Here is a 21,983-nt window from a genome sequence, read left to right as displayed (position 1 = left end):
CATGATGAAATTCAAGACGATGCCAGGGTCGAAATACGAATGGAATGAAACTAAGTTACACTGTGGGGGTGAACCAATCGGTACGCTTCTTTCTGAGGTTCAGTCTGGAATCCAGTGTTTGGATGAAATAAAGGAAATCGAATCGGGTGTGTTTGAGTGGACGCGCTGCATCACTATTCCAAAGGGTGAACCTGTCCGAATTGAACAGCTGATGATGGGATTTCAGACAGCTTATCCCACTACCTATGGGATGATTCCTGCTGTCACTTATAACGGCAATGAATGGGGAAAAGGGTTAGAGCCGAAGGGGTTCGAAAAGGAAGGTAAAGCATGGGTATTTGCTTATCATCGAACGCCTATTGCAGGGGCTACCTACTCTGAAGGAACTAAGTGGACCGTGGCTTTTTTCGGGAAACAGAATGAAATCGGATTTTCCTGCTCCCTTTTGCCGGAGAAAGCATCCACCGCCCATCATCTGATTTGGCCGCTTCAGGAAACGCCTATTTCTTATGTAGGCCGGGACCGGTATGGTGACGGTTATCGGGAGCAGTGGATTGCCGAACCGGAACTGGAATACCGTCTCACCGCTTATTTAGTCATAGAGCCCTTTACCAAATCCAAAGCTGCTTGGAGTAAAATGTTAGATACTGCATGGAGCCTGAACTTCCGTGAACAGAAAGCGTGGCACTCTCCGGACAAAATATGGGAGCTCGGAGTCCAGTATGTGAAAGACAGCTTATGGGCCGAGGATGGACTCTTTAGAGGCTTTTCGATCGGGTTAAAATGGAATGGTGAAATGTGGGCGCAACGAAAAACCTCGAGATATAAAATCGGCTGGACGGGTCAAAATATCTCTTTAGCCAATTCACTCTTATATGATTATTTGATAAACAACGACAGCAGCTCGCTCGATAAGGGAATAGCTGCCTTGGATACTTGGGCCCAATATGCACGTCTCGATAATGGGTTGATTCGCTGCCATTTCGATTATCTTCTAAGCTGCGCTCCCGATGCTCGGGAAATTCAGGATGCATGCCATCTAGGTGCTGCTGCCATGAATTTCTTCGAAGCCTTTGAACTGGCCGAGCGATGTGGGCGAGCTAAACCCGAATACAAAGAGATTGCTGTAGGAATCTGCGACTTTGCCATCAGCTGCCAGAGCCCGGAAGGGAAAATAGGAAAAGCGTGGAGCAATCGAGGAATATCGGTGGATTCTGAAGGGACGATCGGTAGTTCCCTGATCCCCCCATTAATAAAGGCATACAAAATGACGCAAGAAAACAAATATTTGGAGGCAGCTGAGAATGGTTACACATTTTACATCCAAGATTTACTCAAGGACGGTTTTACAACTGCAGGTGCCTTAGATACGTACTGTATAGATAAAGAGTCGGCGATCCCTTTGTTGAAAGCAGGGTTAGCTTTATATGAAGCAACGAACAATGCTCAATATCTGCAATGGGCGGAACATGCATCATGGTATTTGGCAACCTGGCAATGGCATCAAACGGTGCGATATCCGGAGGGCAGTGCGCTCCATGCGCTTGCTTATGATACGTTCGGCGGTACATCGGTCTCAACACAGCATCACCATATCGATCCTTATGCCCTTGACTATGTGCTTGATTGGTTCAAATTAGGAGAGATTACCGGCGATCAAACCTGGATTCAGCGAGCGAAGGCGGCATGGGTTAATGGAACAATCGGTGTTTCTGACGGTACCTTGGAAGTATCAGGGAAACCTCGTCCAGCCGGAAGTCAAGATGAAGGGTTCTTTCATACCCGTTGGGGTATGCCATTTGATGTATCGGAGTGGCTTGTCGCTTGGCCGACTGCATTTCGGCTCGAGACGTTACGTCATACAAAAGACTGGTCGTTATGGAAGTAATCTGTAATACACCATGCGTTTACATAAGCCGAGTGGAACCTAACACTAACCAAAATCGGAATAAACGAGGTGGATAAAGCCATGATATTGTTGAAAAAAAGCTTAATTCTGCTTTCTGCAGCATCAATCTTCGTTTCGACCACTGCTTGCAGCGGAGACAACAGAAATACTCCCCAAGAACTGAAAGCATCTGAAGGAGAAATAAGAAAGAATATCGAAGAACCAACAGAGCTAACCGTTTTTTCGCTGGAAAGCCCTGACGGATGGAATCAGAAATACGGTGAATATTTGAAGAAAAAGCTGCCTCAATATAAGATCACACATATATCACAAACGGAAAGCACACGGCTGGAACACTTGTTAAGCGCAGGCACCAACATTGATTTATACATAGCTAACGCCCGCTCTGTCAAGCAACAATATTTACCGTCCAAGACTGCTTTTGACATGTCGAATCTGGCAAAGACGCACCAAATAGATTTAAGCGCTTTCGAGCCTGAAGGAATTAATCAGATGACTTCGGCCGAGGGTGCTGGAGGATTATATGGATTGCCCTTATCTAATTATTCGATGGTTATGTATTACAATAAAGATATTTTTGACAAAATAGGAGTCCCCTATCCTGTTGACGGCATGACCTGGGACGAAACGTACGAATTGGCTAAAAAACTGACGGTGAATACTGGGGAGAAGCAGTACCTTGGATTTTGGATCTCTCCAAAGCATTATTTAAGGACGAATCAAATGTCACTTGCCTTGGTGGATCCTAAGACGGAAAAAGCGTCAGTATCAAGCGACGAATGGATTAGACTTTTTGATACGATCTTCAAAAAGTTTTCAGATATTACGGCATTCAGAGAAAGAGCAATAACGGCATGGCCCAGTCACGACGCATTTAACGTCACCCAGGAATTAGCCATGTATGTTATGCAATCCAGCTGGCTCATGGCAGCGCAAGAGTCGCTGAACAAAATGAATTTTGACATGGTGGCTATGCCGACCTTTAAAGACAAGCCGAACGTAGGCGTACAGGCATCTTACACCTATATGGGCATCACATCCATGAGCCAAAAAAAAGATCAGGCCATGGAGGTTATCAGGCAGTTAACTTCTGAGGAGTATCAGAAGGAGATGTCCAGTTTGGGTGTTATGACCTCGCTCAAAAGTCAAGCGGTACAAAAGGCTTATGCGACCAATACGCCTTACAAGAACAAGAAACTAAATATGAATGCGGCCTTTTACAATAAATTCGCCCCGACTGCTCCGATTACACCGTACGACGAGTTTGTGGTGGAAGACGGATTGGAGAAAACCCAGCTAAGGGACATTGTTAAAGGTTTGATTGACCTCAATACCGGATTGAGAAAGGCAGAAGAAATAGCCAACCAGAAAATTTCGACATCAAAGTAATCAAATACAAACTCATATATTTATGATTTGTGAGAAATTCATGATAATGTGAAGAGGTTCATTGAAGTTGTAAAACCTAACCTAAGACATGTATTGGAAGGTGTGAATGATGGAACTACCTAAAATCGATAATTCCAACTTGTGGGACAAAACATACTCCATATTAAAGGATCAAATCATCCGTCGCTGCTTTTCCCCTAACGAGAAATTAGCCATTCCGGACTTGGCCAATAAATTGGGAGTGAGCCGCACCCCGGTCCGTGATGCTCTAAATCGGTTGGAGATGGAACGTCTTGTGAAAACTGTATCCAAAGTAGGCACATTCGTCGTAGCAATAGGCAGTGAGGACATCAAGAACATCATGGATACCCGCCTTATGCTTGAATATTGGGTGATTGACAAGCTATGTTCAGTAAGCAAAGACGTTTTGCAGACGGGTGTGAACCATATGCAGGACATCCTTGACCGTTCCTTGCAAATGATTGAAGTCGAGCCGTTTCACGATTATTTAAAGTCAGATTATAATCTGGCATTTCATATCGAATTTATGAAACTCGGGCAAAACCGGAACAATATCGATATTTACTTAAAGCTAATGGATTACAGGTTCATCATGATGAAATCATCGATCGTTTCCTCCGAAATGGTCAAGGTGGCGCAGGCACAGCATCAAGCCATTGTCGATGCAATAACAAACGGGAGCATGGAAGACATTCGCAAGGTGATCCGATTACATCTGGTTGATTCGGAGCAACGATTGCTGGGAGCTATTCATGAGAATGGAGGAACGATATGATTGACAACAACAATCTGATCCGGTAGGACATCAGTCACACGGTTAAAATCATGTAAGAATACAACGTTAGGAGGGGGAATCCATGCCAATAGAAAGCTTATGGGATGAGGAATTGCGGGCAGGCAAAAAAGCTCTTCGAACACTCCCAGGAGCCTTATTACTCGGTTCTACCGGAGCGCGGTTGTGGGCCGATTATCTTGATTCGAAACCGGGATTTTCCGGCCGGTTCGACTTTATCCACAAGGTCAATATCCCATTGCTGTTTACTATTACAAACAACTTGGTAAATAGCTACGAGCCATGTCGAACCGAATGGTTTCCGAGCCATCTCGCGATGGAATATGCAGGAAGCCGGTTATCATTAAGTGAGCGGAAATTCATCACATGGAACGACTGTGCGGTATCTTGCCAAACCTGGACTAATCTAAGCGGAGAAGACCTTGTCTTGAAGCTTGAGACATACAATAGTTCTTTTTCTCTTAGGTACGGGGATTCGTTACAAGGCGGGTTTCCTATTAAACATTACAGTTTTGATATTGCAGGCGCAATCGTGGTCAGCGACCCTAACTTGCTGGAAGAAGTGCGGTTGAAGCCGGGGGAGTCTAAAGAGCTGATCGTCTGTGCAGCATTCGGAATAGAGGGACTAGACGACCGGGACATGTTAAATAAACGGGCTGCCGGTTATGCAAGGTCAGAGAAGTCGGCCGATGACATCGTAGAGACGCACAGAAAAGAATATCAAACCTGGTTCGACAAGGCTCCAACCTTTGAAAGCAGCGACGCTTTGTTGAACAGAACCTGGAAGTACCGTTGGTTTCTGCTGCGACACAATTTGTCCGATCCGAAGTATGGTCATCTGGCTTATCCGTTATTTTACGAAGGAAGGTCGCATAAGAAAAGTAAGGAACCATTCGGTAATGGGGGCTGGGAGTTCAGTAAGCTGATCAACTTGTCCGTTCCGCTGCACTTGATGGATGCCAGATGGTATCACGATCCAACCTATTGCGAAGGTGCATTACAGAACATGAGAGCAGGAGTCGATGAGGACGGCATGTTTTGCTGTCTGACGGTGGACACTATTATGCACTCATTCGCCAACTTCTCTTGTTGGGCTGCCTACAAGCTATATCTAGTTCATCAAAACCGTGAAGTCATCACGGAGCTGCTGCCTTCATTGAAACAACAAATCTCGTCATGGAAACGCATCCATGGAAACAATAACGATCAGCTGATGATTGAGCACAAGCATACACGAACCGGGAAGGAATATCAGCCTAGCTATTGGTATTTCCATCAATATCCGAAAAATCCGAAAGACCCATCGACCTATACTCATTTGAAAAGAGTGGACCGCGCCGTTTACCATTACTTAAACACTCTGGGTGTAGCCAAACTATGTGAGCTATGCGGCGATTCAGATGCGCCTTTGTATATCAAGCTGGCTGAAGAAATTAAACAGGATATTGTTGGGAAGATGTGGGATGAAGCTACTGCCTATTTCTATGACCTTCATTATCAGACCGATGAGTTGGCGTTGGTCAAAAATATTGTCGGAATATATCCAGGTTGGGCGGAGATGATCGATGATCGGTTCAACGGAATGATCGAGCACCTGTTTAACGATCAGGAGTTTCATACGAGTTGTCCGTTTCCGTCAGTTTCAGCCGATTGCCCTGCCTATTCGAAGGAAGGGGGCTGGATGGGCCATTTCGTAAAAGGCCGTAACGGCTGCGTTTGGGACGGCCCTACATGGCCGTACACGAATTCGATTGCGCTCGATGCACTCGCCAAAGAAAGCAAGCGGAGAAACCACGAATTTGACAGCCAGTTCGCTCATTATTTCCGTGAGTACTCGTTCCTGCATTTTATGCAGAGGGATCTCAATCATCCGGGTCTGGTAGAGCATTATAACAGTGAAACCGGAGAACCTTTAAGCGACGAACAAGAATATAACCATTCCTACTACATTGATCTGTTAATTTCTCATGTAGCCGGATTGTCCGTTGAGCAGGACCGGTTAATTCTCGATCCCCTCGATGTCGGCCTGGATTCCTTTTGTCTGGACCGCATCAAGGTAGCGGGATGGAATCTTCGTATTACTTACCGGAAACCTGGTGCAAGAGCGCACTCTGAGAATATAGATATAGGCGAAGGCTACCGATTATTTATAAACGATCAATTAAAGTTTTGCAGCAATACACTTTGTCGGACGGAGCTACATTTCAGTGAATTAAGCTTTGAATAGCCATATCGGTCAAGGGGATAAGGTACTCGTAAGTGGAAGGCACGCACCAGGACATGTTCTGCGGAACTGCGCGAAGACAGCGGCGCGGTGGATCGCGAGAGGTCAATAAATATATGTGAGGCAGTCGTCAGGGAACGGCTGTCTTTTCTGTGTAAACACTCCTAGTTTATAACTGTTTATAACTGCAGGATAGTTTAGATTAAGCATTTTTGGTGGGGAGCATCAAATAAGTGGAATAGGGTTGCCAATATGAAAGGACTATGACAGTATATTAGAAATAAAATAAGAATTGGAGAAAATATAACGATGTCTATTTTACCAAATTGCCCGAAATGTAATTCAGAGTACACTTACGAAGATGGCAGACTTCTTGTTTGCCCAGAATGTGCTCATGAATGGAGTTTAGAATCGGGAACCGAAGATATTGAAGCTAATAAAAACATTAAAGATGCAAATGGAAATGTCTTAAACGATGGCGATTCTGTAACTGTAATCAAGGACCTTAAAGTAAAAGGAACTTCATTAGTTATAAAAATGGGTACAAAAGTAAAAAATATTCGTTTGATTGATGGAGATCATGATATTGATTGCAAAATTGATGGGTTTGGAGCTATGAAATTAAAATCAGAGTTTGTAAAAAAGATATAAACAAATAAAAAGAGTGAGTACGGCCTGCCGATATGGCAGGCCTTATTTAATATGACAGTCCACTTCCTCTATCGCAACCTCGATGGAAACATGTCCGAAATACTCACTTTTCAAACTTACAACAGTATTCAAACTCATAATTCTGCAATGTATGATTAGGGCAAATATAGATTAAGGGGTGACAATGTAATGAAAAAGAGAAAGGTTATGCTTCTTGCTTTAGCCACAACACTAATGTTGACGACCGCTTGTACCGGTTCGAATCCATCACAACAGGGAGCCAACGAAGGGGAGAAGAAGGAGCCGATTAAACTGACGGTTCTTCAATATTTGCTCACGGTGACTGACGAGGATTTCAACAAGCTGATTGCAGAGCCCGTAAAAGCCAGGTTTCCACATATTACAATGGAGTTGGTTCGTAAACCAGCCAATCAATCGTTTGAAGACATGCTCACTTCCGGGACGTTCCCAGATCTGATGCTTCAGGCTAATTTCGATATTTACAAATATACAACCCTCGGTCTTGCAGAGGATTTAACCTCGTCAGTGAAGAAAAGCAAGCTTGATTTGTCGCAATTTGATCCTAATATAATTCAATCGCTGAAGAGTTATGGAACTAATGGTGAGCTATATATGCTGCCTCTATACAGCAATCCCGCAGCACTTTATTACAACAAAGATATTTTTGATCGATTCGGAGTCGCCTACCCAAAGGATGGAAGCACTTGGGATGAGGTGATCAGCCTTGCCCGCCAATTAAGCCGAACGGATGGAGGCCAGCCGTATTACGGACTCGATTTGATAGCAGCGCCACGCATATCTGCATCGATGATGCTCCCGCTCTGGGACCCGAACACAAGCAAAGCGGTTCTAACTACCGACAGCTGGAAATCTTATTTCGAAATGTACAAATCCATTAAGGATATTCCCGGTAACCAAACGAAAGGAATATTCAATGATTTTGAGAAAAACAAAAATCTGGCCATGATGGTCGCTTATAACCGATTGACACAGCTTGAGGAGCTGCACAAAGCAGGCACCGCTCCGAACTGGGACATCGTTACCTTCCCTAGCCGCAAGGATGCCCCATTGGTTAAAGAAACCGATGTGTCCGGTCTCCTTTTGTCTACAAAAAGCAAGCATAAAGAAGAAGCATTCCAAGTTATGGCATTTTTGACGGAGAAGGAAAGTCAAGCCCGAATGGCCAGAAGAGGACTTATTCCGGTTATAACGGATGCTGGGGTGACGAAGGAATATGGAGCGGATCTGTCGTCTCTCCAAGGGAAGAACCTACAAGCCCTGCTGAAGATGAAAATCGGGCAAAATCCGCAGCCGACGGAGCATGAGGAGATTATAAAAGACGTCATCAATAAATCCATGACGGAGTACCTGAAGGGGAATCTGGATGTCAATTCGATATTGAGACGAGCCGAGGATGAAGCCAACAAAAGAATCACTGAAGCTATAAGATAGCTCTGCTCGATGACTCGCAGAGCTTGAGGCTGCTAAGAATCTATTGAATTTTACTAAGTTGTTTACGAAAGACGCTGGGTCTTACACCGGTTTTGCTTTGGAACAAATTCGAAAAATAATGCGGATCCATATATCCAAGCCTATATCCAATATCGCTTATGGTCAGCTGAGTATCGAGCAGCATCAGTTTAGCGGATTCTATCTTTTTGTTGATGACATAATTATAGATGGTAGTTCCGACTTCTCTGCTAAACAAGCGATTTATTTGCCGGGTGGAAATACCCATATGTGAGGAGAGCTGGTTCGAATCGAAAGGGTGAAGGATGCTGTTATCCAAAAATCGCTTAATAGCTTGAACTATTGATGATAGCGCTTCCCCTCTTTTGCGCAAAGCCTCGGAAAGGGTGACGATGATCCGCATAAGGAGAACCTGCAGCTCGCTTTGCATCTCTTCGACCGATTTTTGTTGAGCGCTTTCAACGGCTTCTTCAAACAAAAGCCCCGACCCGCTATGCGGCGTCACGACATGTGTGATCAGCTGGTAAGCTTCAAGCATCTTCAGAATCCAGTTCCCGCTAATGTTTAACCATATATAGCTCCATTGCTCCCGGTGGTTAGGGTCGGAGGCAACTTCATGATAGCAGCCTGCTGGCAGGATGAACACATCTCCTTGACGGGCGATATAGGTATGGGAATTGACCTTAACACTGCCTTGCCCGGATAATACGAAGCCCATAACGGTAATTATGGCGAGCTTTCGAATGTTGCGGTAATCCGCATCACAGTAGTTAATCCCTAAAAATTGCACGCTCAGAGGAGGAGGCTCTCCTAACGGAGGCAGGTGATAGATGGGGCCGTGCTTGCCGGGTTTGTTCAACATTGTCATCATAGCTCCCTTAACAACATGGTTCCTTGTTCCTAGGACTTATTGTAGCACGGTTTGTCGTTTTAAGACATGGCGTGATATAGGCTGGTGCTGGGAGATAGCTTCTTTGCGTATGAATTAAGGCGCAAGGATAGATGTCCCTTTTCCTCACTTGACGCGCCGCTTTCTCTATTAAGTAGTTATACAAGTCACGATATAATGAACGTAATTCACAGCTTTGAAAGGGGAACACATCAAATGACTGCATCAAGTAATGATCGTCAGAATGCATATATAATGGGCTATTTCCGCTCAGGTCCCGGACAAAGTCACAAAGATGAAACATTGCATTACGCCTATAGCCGCGATGGCATGCACTGGTATGAACTAAACGAAAACAAGCCGGTCTGGGCATCCCGTTTAGGAGAAGGAATATTAAGGGACCCGTTTATTGGTAAAGGACCGGATGGGAAATGGCATCTTGTCTTTACGATTCGCCCTCGCGGGCCGTTTATCGGATATGCGACCTCTGATGACTTAATTCATTGGAAGGAAGAAAGAGCGCTGCCTGTCATGAAGGATATCCCAAATACCGTCAACAGCTGGGCGCCTGAGTTTACCTACGATTCCGTCCATGAACAGTTTCTTGTATACTGGGCTTCCAGCGTAGGCGAAGATTTAAGCAGCAGTAAGCACTATTGTGCGCGAACTACAGATTGGAAAACATTTTCCAGTGCGGAATTATTCTATGATCCGGGTTTTCAAACGATTGATGCAAGTCTTGCTTGGCATGAAGGGAAGTATTACATGGCAGTCAAAGATGAAAGTCATGTCTATGAGCCGTTAAAATACCCGCACCCGCCCATGAACTTTTTGGCCGTGTCCGACCAGCTGGAAGGTCCGTATGAAAGGATACCGGGCGTTCAAACACCGGACTATACGGAAGGGCCGGAATTTCTTTGGATCGATAGCAAAAAGAAATGGCTGTTGTACTACGATTATTGGGCTTACGGCAAGTTCGGCGTCATGGAGTCTGCCGATATGGTTCAATGGTCCGATGAATCGGATGAGGAGAGGACCCGGTTTCCTTACCGCGCAAGACATGCAACTATGTTTTCTGTCAGTGAACAAGAGCTTCTGCGTTTATTGGACAAGTACGCTTTGCTGGCGCAATACCGTACACCGACTTATTCGCCGGTTAGAGTTGCTGCGGAAGAGTCGGAGGGCTTCTTCCACGATGGCTTCTCCATGCGATCGATTACGATGGAAATTCGGCCGCAGTCTGCTGCGGGAACTCAGGTTTTATTGGATGAAGGCGATTCCACGAACGGGCTGGCACTTCGTATCCGGGACGGCCGTTTGGAAGCCTCGGTATGCTCTAACGGGATTCGGTTGCTGGTTTCCGGTGAGCCGATACAACTGGATATGACGCAATGGAACCATGTGGCAATCACCTATGATGATGGAAAGCTGTGCCTGTATGTAAACGGGAACCTGAAAGGTGAAGGCAGCGCTCCGTTTACTATAGTAAGAGCACATGATAGTTCAGGCGGCTACGGAGGAAGATTTGGGACGGATGCCTTTGGCGACCACGGAAGCAAGGCAGCCTTTGATGGGGGCATTAAGAATGTGCGAATCTACTCCGTACCACTACAGAGAGAGGATTTTAGAGCAATTGGCAGGCGTCTATAGCACATATTCAATTCGTGATAGAAAGGGAACCGTAACATGAAGAGTGATTTTCTTATTCAGCCACCTCATCCAGAAACGGAATGGTCTGCATGTACCGGATACTCAGAGTCGGCTGTACTTGTAAAACGAATACTGGATGTCCCTTTAAAAGACGCCAGTATTTGCGCAGGGCCGAATCATGTGTACTATTTGACCGGAACGACCGACGGGACAAGCATACAGGTATGGACATCTCCGGATTTAACGACATGGGCGGGGCCAGCCTCCGTATGGAGCCTGGAACAAGAAGGAACGTGGCAAAAGGAGTGCGAGGGCTCCTATGGTGTTGGTATTTGCGCTCCTGAAATTCACTATATACAAGGAGCATACTGGATCGCTTATGGGCTGCAGCAAGGCGGCACGGGATTACTGAAGAGCTTGTCCGCCACCGTCGATGGCCCATACCGGGATATGGGGAAGATAACGGCTGACGGGCAGGACGCCTCTTTATTTGAAGATGAAGACGGGGATGTGTACTGGATTTACGGCAACGGCAAGATTGCACGAATGAATAAGCAGATGACAGGTCTGGAGGAAGATCCCCGAATGGTAGAAGCGCGGCCTTGGAAGGTAGCGGGTCGGGAGGATCATCCATCATACTCCGGGAATTTGCAGGTAGGAACGTACGGGGCTTTTCTAACGAAGCGGGACGGTTACTACTTTATGTTTTGTGCCGATGCGCTGGAGAGAATGGGCAGCGATGCTGTAGATACCTTTGTCGCAGTAAGTCAATCGATCTACGGTCCATACAGCCGGCGATATTTGGCGCTTCCACATGGCGGGCAGGTCACCTTATTTACCGGATGGGACCAACGGCTGTATGCATCCTTTACGGGCTGCGGGAGCTATTCTCCGGTTGAGCATTTTCCTTCCGTCATCCCCATGTCCTTTGCAGGTCCGGGATTCATTAGACCGATTGAGGAAGCGGTGCTTGAGAAGGGACCCGTGGGAAGTCTTAAACCTATCGCGGGCTTTCTGATTCGGGACCCTCATATTAGCACTGGACCGGATGGGACGTATTATTTGACGGGAACCTCGGATAAGCCGCACCGAAATTTTTGGGATCGGAATAATCAGCTACACTTGTGGAAATCTCAAGATCTAAAGGAATGGAGCCATGTGGCCAAAGTATGGGATCTCGCCGAAAATGGCACCTGGGAAAATAATATCTATGATAATCCTTGCCTCTGGGCACCGGAAATGATTTATCTATACGGCACCTTCTGGATCACTTATTCTCTTAAGGGTGGAGGCACTGGGCTGATTAAAAGCGTATCGGGAAAAGCAGAAGGGCCGTATATCGATATGGGACGGATGACGAATACGGATATTGACTCCAGTCTGTTCCAGGATGACGATGGTCAAGTGTATTTTGTATGGCAGGACGGGAAAATTGCGAGGATGAAGAAGAATATGACCGGCTTTGCAGAAGACCCCCGCAAGCTGTTGTGCTCAGACGGGCAGCATGTTGGCTATGAAGGCGCCTTTGTCGTGAAGTACAAAGGCAAGTATATTCTTGGTGCGGCGGAATGGAACGGCGATAAACGGGTGGATGGCACTTATGATTTGATGTACGCCGTTGCCGATGACTTGTACGGTCCGTATACTCCAAGAAGGCTAGCGGTACCTCACGGAGGCCACGGAACGATGTTTGTCGATCATGAGGGCAGACTCATGTCTACCTTTTTCGGTAATGATCGAACCGCTCCATTCCGGACTCGCGTGGGCATTGTCGCTCTTCAAGGCGAAGAGGATGGACAGGGGATGCGCATAGACCCGTGTAATGAATAAAAATAGAAACATGAATCAAGCTCTTGATCAGGCTAGATTCATGTTTTTTTCGTGACTCGCTCCATGGTTCGGTTCTCAAGTATTTAATATAGAAAGGAGGTATCGTTTCATGAGGTTATACTCTATCAAGAAGCTGATATCCCCCACAATAAGCATTCAGGGCAAAATCTTTGTTGCGTTTAGTCTGGTCACTCTGCTTGGGATCGTTGCTGTGACAAGTATTGTCTATTTGTACATGAGAGAAACGGTCAAAAATAATGCAATTACTTCCGTCGTGGATAGCATACGGCAAGCAGACGAATCCTTAAATCTCCGATTGGAGGAGATCGGTCGCTTAAATACGGTCGTTGCAACCAATAAAACCGTACTGAATACACTGCTAAGTGATACAGAGGAGCCGAGCTATGAATGGTTCCAAGAACAAAAGCAGATCGAGGAATTTTTATCCGCTGTCATTGCCTACAAGCCCTATATCTCGCGTGCTGCTGTTATTGGGCTGAATGAGAAGGTGTTTTTCGTCGGCTCCCCGTGGCTTGACAAGAGCGTATTACAATCGCCGATGATAGATTACTTACTTCAGAACGGGTCAGGGCATGCGTATTTTCATCATACGGGTTCCAGCGACTCCATTGTTACCGGTCGTGAGCTCCGATATAACCGTCAGGTTATCGGCCTCGTTATGTTCGATCTCAATTATGAGTTTATTAAGAAGACCTATGATGTCAAGCCTACTTCGGACAGTATGCTGTATGTCGTTGACGAGAAAAACGAATTCATCTACCAGCCTGGAACAAGCGCCGTTAACAAGGAAACGATCATACAGCTGAACCAGCAGCTGGGCGGTTCGGGGGCTTCGGTAGAAAGGATCATTGATCAGAAGTCTTACCTTGTCATAAACCGGAAATCGGATAATACGGGTTGGTCCACGTTGGCGCTCGTTCCTATGAAATCACTATTAAGCGAAACGGTGCGCATTCGTAATGTGTTGGCTGAAGTAGCGATAATAGTCTTTCTTATTATCGTCATCGGCACTTTACAGGTTTCCTCAAGAATTACTAGAAATATTCGCAGGCTGAGATCCATGATGATGCATGTGATGGATGGCAATATGACGCTCCCGCACGTAGAAATTCATTCCAAAGACGAAATAGGGCAGCTGTACCAAGTATTCAAAAGTATGGTGGAGGAGTTAAAGCGATTGCTTGAAGGGATTGTGACCACGGAGAGGGAGAAGCGGGAGGCGGAACTCGCCGTTTTGCAGGCACAAATCCGTCCGCATTTCCTATATAACACGTTGAATACGGTAAAGTATTTGGCCAAGCTTAACGGGGTACCCAATATTGTAGAAGTAACCGAATCGTTGATAGAGCTTTTGCGTGGTGTACTGGGGAACTCGAATGAGGTTCTCTCTCTCCGGGAGGAATTGCAGTATGTCCGCAGCTACGTAACTATCGAAAAATACAAATATGTGGAACCTATTCATTTGACCGTTGATATTGAAAATGACGAGCTGTTGCAATGCAATGTTCTTAAACTCATGCTGCAGCCTATTGTGGAAAATGCCATTATTCACGGAATCACCTCCGCGGAGCATGAAGGTATTGTCCTGATTCGAGTATATAAAAATGAAGAGCATGATGAACTGCGAATTGAAGTTAGAGATAACGGCAAAGGCATGACGAAGGAGCAGACGGATGCCCTGTTTGAGGTTAAGAACGGGCAAACTAGCACACGCTTCAGCGGCATGGGTGTCCGCAATGTGCACGAACGCATCGTTCGGCAATATGGAGAGCCTTATGGCGTGTCCGTCCAAAGCGAACCGGGTGCCTATACTCAGGTACAGATCCGATTTCCGCTGCTTCCGGGTGCAGGTAGTATAACAGGAGGGATGAGGAATGTTTGAGGTGTTATTGGTCGATGATGAAGCCTTGGCCCGCAACGATGTGAAAGGAATGCTGAACTGGGAGAAGCACGGGTTCACCTTATGCGGCGAAGCAGCGAACGGAGCAATGGCTCTGTCGATGATCGAGCAGCATCCTCCGCATATTGCGATTCTGGACGTGAGCATGCCGACCATGAATGGCTTGGAGCTAAGCCGCATCATCAAGGACCGCTTTCCCAAGGTCAAGATGATTATGCTAAGCAGCTTTGACGATTACGATTATGTGCGGGATTGCCTGAAGAATGGAGCTATGGATTATGTTCTCAAACATCGCTTAACCCCAGAAGCCCTAGTGTCGCTTCTGAATAAAGCGGTTGAGGATTTGGAGTACGAAGAACGGGAGCATCAAGTCCGAAGCGCTCAAACCAAAATGATGGAGCGTCTAAGTCCGGTTATTTACCGCGAGTTTGCTGCTAATCTGACTAGAGATGGGCGGGAAGCCGGTGAGGAGCTGGAAGCTTATGCCCGGGAGAATCAGCTCTATGCTCATTCTGTAGTATACGGCAGCGCAGCTGTGCAAATCGTTCCTTTTCAGTTACTGACGGAAGCCTTGACGGATGTGCAAAAAAACCGACTTGTACAGCAGGCCACGGATGTGATGCAAATGGCTGTCGGGGACATCCATAAGCGGACAGTAGGCTACGTAGGAGAGGGGCGCTTCATCGTTCTGTTCGCCTCTGAGGATCGAAGCGAGCATATGGTTGCAACCCAGATCAATCAGGCGATGAGCAGCCTTTCCCATTCATTGGAAAAATTCCTTAATTTAAAAAGCATCCATGCCACAGGGCCGCTTTGCGGACGGTTGCGGCAGCTCGCAGCCAGCTATAGCAAAGCGGATCAGGATATTACCCATACTTTGTCTCCTGACTCGAATCGTTCCGTACAGCAGGAAACTCTGTTTGCGGAAGAGCAGAAGCAATTGCAGCTGTTCCTGGAGCAGTTGGAGGCAGAGAGAATGAATGAGGTCCTATCCAACGTGTTTGCTTCCATTCAACACCTGCCCGTTTACTCCATGCATGTACAAAACACGATAAGCGAGCTGCTGCAGATCGTTGAAAGATTTGTTAAGCGGCATTTTCCTAATCCGTCTATGGAAGAAACCGAACTGATTCCGTCACGCAGCGACCTTGGGCGAATGGGAAGTATTGCCGAGCTGGAGTCATGGTTGAAAGCTTATTATATACGCTGTGTTGAGGCGATCAAGAAGCAGCATGCGGGAGGACCTTATTCTCGCCATATTTCGAAAGCTATTCAATTCATTACGGCCCACTATGCCTCCAATATCTCCTTGGACGCTACAGCAAATGCCTTAATGCTCAATTCCTCCTACTTGAGCCGATTGTTCAAAGAGGAAACGCAAATGACGTTCACGGAGTATTTGAACCGGGTTCGCATTAAAACCAGCTGCATCCTTATGGAATCCTGCGCTTATTCTTTAAAGCAAATTAGCAGTCAAGTCGGTTTTTTGAATTACACTTACTTTTTTAAAGTCTTTAAAAGCATCACAGGCATGACACCTCAAGCGTACATGGACAGCCTGAAACCGTCAAAGAAGTAGAATGGAATGTCAAATATTTGGAACGGATGGATACGGAGCAGGGACTATAATAAAATCAGCCCTTAGAAAGCGCTTACTCGAGAGGGCGATAATCAACGATCGGAGGAACGAAGGAATGAAAAGAAATTGGGGGACGGTCGTGCTTTCCACCTTGGTAGTTTCCGGATTGACACTGACCGCATGCAGCTCGGATGCCCCGGGCAAAGAGAAAGCGGGCAGCTCCAACACAGATGCAGCAAAAGGCGTGTCAGCAGCTGGTTTTCCTATAGTGAAAGAGCCCATTAAGCTGAAAATGTTCACTAGGGTTGCTCCAACCAACGGGCCGTTTAAGGATATGCCGGTGTTCCAGGATTATGAAAAAATGAGCAATGTTCAGGTGGAATTCATCGAAGCGCCGACAGACGGGTTTAATGAAAAAAAGAACCTGCTGTTCGCATCAAACGAGCTCCCTGATGCTCTCTACCGCTCAGGCTTAACTCCGTTAGAAGCTATTCGTTACGGCTCAGGAGGGCAATTAATCCAGCTCGAGAAGCTGATTGATTCGTATGCGCCCAACCTTAAAAAGCTGATGGACACGTATCCTGAGATTCGCTCAGCCATAACGACACCTGAAGGCCATATTTATGCTATTCCTGGAATTGTAACCGTTAACTCGGCCAGAACCGATAAGCGATGGATGAATCAAGTATGGCTGAAGAAGCTGAACCTTAAGGAGCCTGAGACTACGGACGAACTGTACGAGGTATTGAAAGCGTTCCGGGATAAAGATCCTAACGGCAACGGCAAGCAAGACGAGATTCCGATGACGGCGCGCAACGGCCTAAGCATAGTCCCTATCATGGCGGGCTCTTTTGGCCTGGATTTCCAGTTAGGCTATAACATCAACCTGGAGAATGACAAGGTTAACATTTGGATGGGGAACGACCGCAATAAAGAGCTATTGATGTATTTGAATAAGCTGTATTCGGAAAAGCTGCTCGATCAGGAGCTGTTTACGCAGAAGGAAGCTCAATATCTTGCCAAGCAAGGATCAGCGAACACCGGCTTCTTCTTTGATCAGACGAACAACCCCATGCTGGATACCAAGGTGGCCGATCAATATATCGGGATAGCTCCGGTCAAAGGGCCGCACGGGGACAGACTGCAGCTGGCAGCTCCGGTGCCGCGGGATTTTGGAGCTTTTGCCATTACCTCGGTTAACAAGTATCCGGAAGCAACGATGCGCTGGATCGATTATTTCTACGGCGACGAAGGCTCCACTTTATTGCGGTTCGGCCGTAAAGGCGACAACTATGAGCTGAAGGACGGAATTCCGTATTATACTGATGCTTTCTTGGCCACGGGAAATCAGTCCAAAATCACCCCTTATGCCGGAGGCGGGGCCCCGCATCTGATCAGTGAGAAGGTCGCTTCTTACATTAACCCGCCTCAGGTGCAGGAAGCTCAGAAGAAGCTGGATCCATACATGCCGAAGATCCGCTACGCTGCGCCTATGTTCGATGAAGACACCGCTCAAAAAATCAACGTGCTGCGCAACGATATTGATAAATACTACGAGGAACAAAGTACCAAGTTTATAGCAGGCGCCCTTAGCTTCGACAAGTGGGGAGAGTTCCAGGCTACGTTGAAGAAAATGAAGATCGACGAGCTACAAAAGCTGTATCAGGACGCTTACGATAACCTCAAGAAGCAAAAATAAGTTCATAAGATGGTTGGAGGGCTACAGATGAAGACTACAGCCAATACAGCCGGCGTTGCGTCTCGATCCAGATCGAGGCGCTCCAGCCTCTGGAGAGCTATGGCGAGCCGATACGATCTCTACCTTATGCTGCTCGTTCCTATCCTATGGTACCTTGTGTTCCATTATGGACCGCTGTACGGTTTGCAAATCGCATTCAAAAATTTCAGCCCGGCCAAGGGGATCTTAGGCAGTAAATGGGTGGGACTAGATCATTTCGAGCGTTTTATTGAATCTTACTATTTCTGGAGGCTGCTGTGGAACACCGTTTCCATTAACTTGTTCTCCCTACTTTTTGCTTTTCCAATTCCGATTTTTCTTGCCTTGCTGATCAATGAGATCCGCAGCAAATCCTTCAGCAAGATTGTGCAGAACGTCACGTATATTCCTCATTTTATTTCGGTCGTCGTGATGGTGGGGATGCTGATGTTGTTCCTATCTCCGCGGGGAGGCCCTGTGAATACGATTATTGAGGCCCTCGGCGGAGAACCGATTCGATTTCTGGATTCCGCAGCCTGGTTCAAGACGCTTTTTATCAGCTCCAATATATGGCAAAACATGGGGTGGCAATCGATTATTTATATAGCAGCCCTTAGCGGAGTCAACCCGCAACTCTATGAAGCGGCCAAGATGGATGGAGCCAGCCGGCTGCAGCGAATATGGCATGTATCCATTCCAGGCATTCTCCCTGTGATCGTTATTCTGCTCATTCTCGATGTAGGACATTTCATGAATGTCGGCTTTGAGAAAATATTGTTGATGCAAAATAATCTGAATCTGGAGTCCAGCGATGTCATCTCTACCTTTGTCTACTCGGCAGGGATTCTAAAAGGAGAATACAGCTATACGGCAGCCATAGGCTTGTTTAATTCCGTCGTTAACCTGGCGCTGCTGATACTTGTAAATCGCTTTGCCCGTAAAAAGGCCGAGACAAGCTTATGGTGAGGAGGATCATGCGGTGAGGGAAATAGCATTCAAGAAAAAGAACTCAGATGAAGCCCTATTCGATATTATCGTCAACGTATTGGCTGCCCTTATATTGATAGTAGTGCTGTATCCGCTGCTATTTATTGTCAGTGCATCCATTAGTGATCCAGCCTTGGTACTGAACGGGGAGGTGGTTCTGCTGCCTAAACAGATGACGCTGGAGGCCTATCGGAATGTTCTTCAGAATAATCAAATATGGAGCGGATACGGGAATACCATTCTGTATACGGCAGCAGGTACGGCGATCAACCTAGCTATGACGACCTTAGCGGCTTATCCGTTATCAAGACCGGACCTGCCTGGGCGGGGAGTCATTATGTTTTTTGTTACGCTGACGATGTTTTTTAGCGGGGGGCTTATTCCATCCTATCTCTTAGTGAAAAATCTGGGCATGGTGGATACCATGTGGGCGCTGATCATCCCGGGAGCTATTGCCACGTATAATTTGATAGTCATGAGAACGTACTTTCAATCCAGTATTCCTTGGGAGATCCAGGAGGCTGCTCATATCGACGGCTGCTCGAACTGGAAGCTGTTGACTCATGTGATCCTGCCGCTTTCCAAGCCGATCTTAGCGGTGATGGTCCTGTTCTATGCAGTCGGTCACTGGAACTCCTATTTCAATGCCCTGATCTATATCCGCAGCAAAGACATGTACCCGTTACAGCTTGTGCTGCGTGAAGTGCTAATGGTCAGTCAGGCGGACGCCGTGGACAGCAATGTAGGATTGGAATCGAAAGTACTGCTCGCCGAGAGCATCAAATATGTCGTCATTATCATTTCCAGTTTGCCGGTATTAGTAATGTACCCGTTTGTACAGAGGCATTTTGTCAAGGGCGTTATGATCGGCTCTTTAAAAGGATAATCGGAGAGAAAGGATGCGTTGATTTCCATGGTGCAAGCAAGAGCTAAAATACAGGTGGATACGAATCAAATCGGCAAAGATCGAATCAATCCTTATTTGTTCGGTCATTTTGTGGAGGACATTCGCGATCATATGGATGCTATGCTAGCCTATCCTTTATCGGATATGGATTTTGAAAGTATGGATGATTCGTTCCGAGGGCTTGCCGGATGCTGGCGTCCTTATACGAACGGGAAAAGCACCGTCTATGCGCTCGAACCGGCGGCTGCGCATCATTCAGGCCATAGTCAGCTGGTGCGCAGCTTTAGCGGCGACGAAGGGTACGCGGGCATAAGCCAATCCATTGCTGTGAAACAGGATCGGAATGGTTACCATTTGCAGGTGTACGCAAGAGCTTCTATCGAGATCAAATGGCTCATAGCTGAGATCGTAGATAAACATAGTGAAGACGTGCTCGCTTCGACGCGATTGGACCTAGTTAGCCATAACTGGGCGCATTATGAGTCAAGCCTCAAAGTGTCACGCGACTGCGAGCATGCGGAGTTCAGGCTGTACGTTTCTTCGGAGCATGAGCGCTGGTTGGATCATGTTTCCACAGGGATGCTGTGGATTGATCACGTATCGCTCTTGCCCTCGGACAGTGTAGGCAATGTTCGCAAGGAAGTCATTGAGATGACGAAAGACTTGAATGCCGGCATGATGCGGCTCGCCGGGAATTATATTAGCGCCTATCATTGGCAGCAGGCTATCGGCCCTGTTTATGAGCGGCCTTGTGTGATCAACGAAGCATGGGGCGGATGGACGAACAAGTATTTTGGCACGGACGAGTTTATCCGATTTTGTCGCGAGCTGAAGGTGGAGCCGCTGATTTGCGTCAACGACGGTTCGGGTACGCCGGAAGAAGCGGCCCAATGGGTGGAATATTGCAATGGCGATGCGAATACGCCTATGGGTAGGCTGAGAGCCGCTAACGGGCACGTCGAGCCGTATGGCGTGAAGTACTGGGAGATTGGCAACGAGGTGTGGGGGGCCTGGCAAGTGGGCCATTGTAGCGCAGAGACATTCGCAGAACGCTGCGTGCGGTTTGCCCAATCCATGAAGGCGGTCGATCCAGAAATTACCTTGCTGGCATGCGGAGACGCCAAGATGGATTGGAATCGAACCTTGCTGGAGCGGGCTGCTGAGCATTTCAATTACTTAACGCTGCATTTATATCACGGTTACGGCCGATTTGGAATGAATGAACGAACGCCAAAGGAAGATCGCTATAAAGCAATGGTCTCTTATCCGGAATGGACGAGAGATACTTTGAGGAAATTGAGGGAAATGCTTGACTCCTCTGAACGTTACTCCCACCTGAAGGTGGCGATCACGGAATACAACACGATGTATTATCCAAATACCATTCGTAAAGGTCTTCCGAATGAACATACTCTGGAAGCGGCTGTCGCGAATGCTTCGAATCTGAATGAATTTATTCGAAATTGCGATCTGGTGGAAATCGGCAGCTTCTCCGATCTGGTCAACGGCTGGCTCGGAGGATGTATCCGGGTGGGGGACTACTTCGCTGATCAGTTCCGCGGCAAAGCCCCAGGCTGGAGCGGTAAATCCCTGACCGTATATGGAACCCCAAGCTATTACGTTATGACTATGTATGCAAATAGGGACTTGGCTTATGTCGTTAAGAGCCATACGGAATGCGGCAGCTTTGAGGTTCATAGCCCTCTGTCCGAAGCGCCTCAGCTGAGCGGCCTGCCGAATCTGGATGTTGTCGCTTGTATGAACGGCGATGAGGATAAGCTGACTATCTTTATGGTCAACCGCAGTCTCGAAGAGACGATTACCGAAGTGCAGCTAGGCGGATTCTCAGCATCTGGAACAGCTCAGCTACTGGAACTGACCGCCGACGATTATGAAGATATCAATAGCGTACATAAACCGAATCATATGGTCTGTGTAACCCATGAAGTACCATTTTCTAATGATCATGTAACCTGCCGTCTGAAGGCGTCTTCCGTCTACGTCTTGGAACTCTCACGCTAACAG

15 protein-coding genes are annotated in these 21,983 nt (G+C 46.9%); 14 read left to right on the top strand and 1 reads right to left on the bottom strand.

All coding sequences use genetic code 11. The features are described 5' to 3' along the window. Nucleotide 1 precedes the first annotated feature (1 nt). The 6 genes from BP97_RS0133670 to BP97_RS0133645 all read left to right on the top strand — a co-directional run bounded on the left by BP97_RS0133670 (nt 2) and on the right by BP97_RS0133645 (nt 8,460). Nucleotides 2-1,888 (top strand): hypothetical protein, encoded by a 1,887-nt coding sequence (locus BP97_RS0133670; RefSeq protein ID WP_051621192.1) that lies wholly within the window; start codon nt 2-4, stop codon nt 1,886-1,888. An 81-nt stretch (nt 1,889-1,969) separates the two neighbouring features. Beyond that, nucleotides 1,970-3,298, top strand: a complete 1,329-nt coding sequence (locus BP97_RS0133665; RefSeq protein ID WP_028553006.1) for an ABC transporter substrate-binding protein — start codon at nt 1,970-1,972, stop codon at nt 3,296-3,298. Between the two features lie 109 nt (nt 3,299-3,407). Beyond that, entirely contained in the window at nt 3,408-4,094 is a 687-nt protein-coding gene (locus tag BP97_RS0133660) for a GntR family transcriptional regulator (RefSeq protein ID WP_231506536.1), read from the top strand. Nucleotides 4,095-4,176: 82 nt separating this feature from the next. Further along, nucleotides 4,177-6,339: an MGH1-like glycoside hydrolase domain-containing protein gene (locus tag BP97_RS38400; RefSeq protein WP_036747021.1), complete on the top strand. Its 2,163-nt coding sequence runs from the start codon at nt 4,177-4,179 to the stop codon at nt 6,337-6,339. Nucleotides 6,340-6,645: 306 nt separating this feature from the next. After that, the gene (locus BP97_RS0133650) at nt 6,646-6,987 is read left to right on the top strand and encodes a zinc ribbon domain-containing protein YjdM (protein ID WP_028553004.1); all 342 of its coding nucleotides are present in this window, start codon (nt 6,646-6,648) and stop codon (nt 6,985-6,987) included. 189 nt (nt 6,988-7,176) lie between these two features. Continuing rightward, the gene (locus BP97_RS0133645) at nt 7,177-8,460 is read left to right on the top strand and encodes an ABC transporter substrate-binding protein (RefSeq protein ID WP_028553003.1); all 1,284 of its coding nucleotides are present in this window, start codon (nt 7,177-7,179) and stop codon (nt 8,458-8,460) included. Between the two features lie 40 nt (nt 8,461-8,500). Here BP97_RS0133645 and BP97_RS0133640 read toward each other — a convergent pair whose 3' ends face one another. After that, nucleotides 8,501-9,340 carry an AraC family transcriptional regulator gene (locus BP97_RS0133640; RefSeq protein WP_028553002.1) on the bottom strand — a complete coding sequence of 280 codons (840 nt, stop codon included), beginning with the start codon at nt 9,338-9,340 and terminating at the stop codon, nt 8,501-8,503. Nucleotides 9,341-9,583: 243 nt separating this feature from the next. Between BP97_RS0133640 and BP97_RS0133635 the strand changes: the two genes are divergently transcribed. The 8 genes from BP97_RS0133635 (at nt 9,584) to BP97_RS0133600 (ending at nt 21,980) form a co-directional block, all read left to right on the top strand. Continuing rightward, the gene (locus BP97_RS0133635) at nt 9,584-11,017 is read left to right on the top strand and encodes a LamG-like jellyroll fold domain-containing protein (protein ID WP_028553001.1); all 1,434 of its coding nucleotides are present in this window, start codon (nt 9,584-9,586) and stop codon (nt 11,015-11,017) included. 36 nt (nt 11,018-11,053) lie between these two features. Next, nucleotides 11,054-12,847 (top strand): family 43 glycosylhydrolase, encoded by a 1,794-nt coding sequence (locus BP97_RS0133630; protein ID WP_028553000.1) that lies wholly within the window; start codon nt 11,054-11,056, stop codon nt 12,845-12,847. A 109-nt stretch (nt 12,848-12,956) separates the two neighbouring features. Next, nucleotides 12,957-14,750 carry a cache domain-containing sensor histidine kinase gene (locus tag BP97_RS0133625; RefSeq protein WP_028552999.1) on the top strand — a complete coding sequence of 598 codons (1,794 nt, stop codon included), beginning with the start codon at nt 12,957-12,959 and terminating at the stop codon, nt 14,748-14,750. Next, on the top strand, nt 14,743-16,347 hold the full coding sequence (locus BP97_RS0133620) for a response regulator transcription factor (RefSeq protein WP_028552998.1): 1,605 nt from the start codon (nt 14,743-14,745) through the stop codon (nt 16,345-16,347). Before BP97_RS0133625 ends, BP97_RS0133620 begins: the two co-directional genes overlap by 8 nt. 115 nt (nt 16,348-16,462) lie before the next feature. Next, nucleotides 16,463-18,046 (top strand): extracellular solute-binding protein, encoded by a 1,584-nt coding sequence (locus BP97_RS0133615; RefSeq protein ID WP_028552997.1) that lies wholly within the window; start codon nt 16,463-16,465, stop codon nt 18,044-18,046. Nucleotides 18,047-18,073: 27 nt separating this feature from the next. Continuing rightward, the gene (locus BP97_RS0133610; protein ID WP_028552996.1) at nt 18,074-19,030 is read left to right on the top strand and encodes an ABC transporter permease; all 957 of its coding nucleotides are present in this window, start codon (nt 18,074-18,076) and stop codon (nt 19,028-19,030) included. Nucleotides 19,031-19,043: 13 nt separating this feature from the next. Next, entirely contained in the window at nt 19,044-19,937 is an 894-nt protein-coding gene (locus tag BP97_RS0133605) for a carbohydrate ABC transporter permease (RefSeq protein ID WP_028552995.1), read from the top strand. 27 nt (nt 19,938-19,964) lie between these two features. Next, on the top strand, nt 19,965-21,980 hold the full coding sequence (locus BP97_RS0133600) for an alpha-L-arabinofuranosidase C-terminal domain-containing protein (RefSeq protein ID WP_036747018.1): 2,016 nt from the start codon (nt 19,965-19,967) through the stop codon (nt 21,978-21,980). Nucleotides 21,981-21,983 lie beyond the last annotated feature (3 nt).

It is taken from the genome of Paenibacillus sp. UNC451MF (assembly GCF_000686845.1).
GTDB lineage: Bacteria > Bacillota > Bacilli > Paenibacillales > NBRC-103111 > Paenibacillus_S.
The sequence above is the reverse complement of the archived record's forward strand: the minus strand, read 5'-3'. Positions and strand labels throughout refer to the sequence as shown.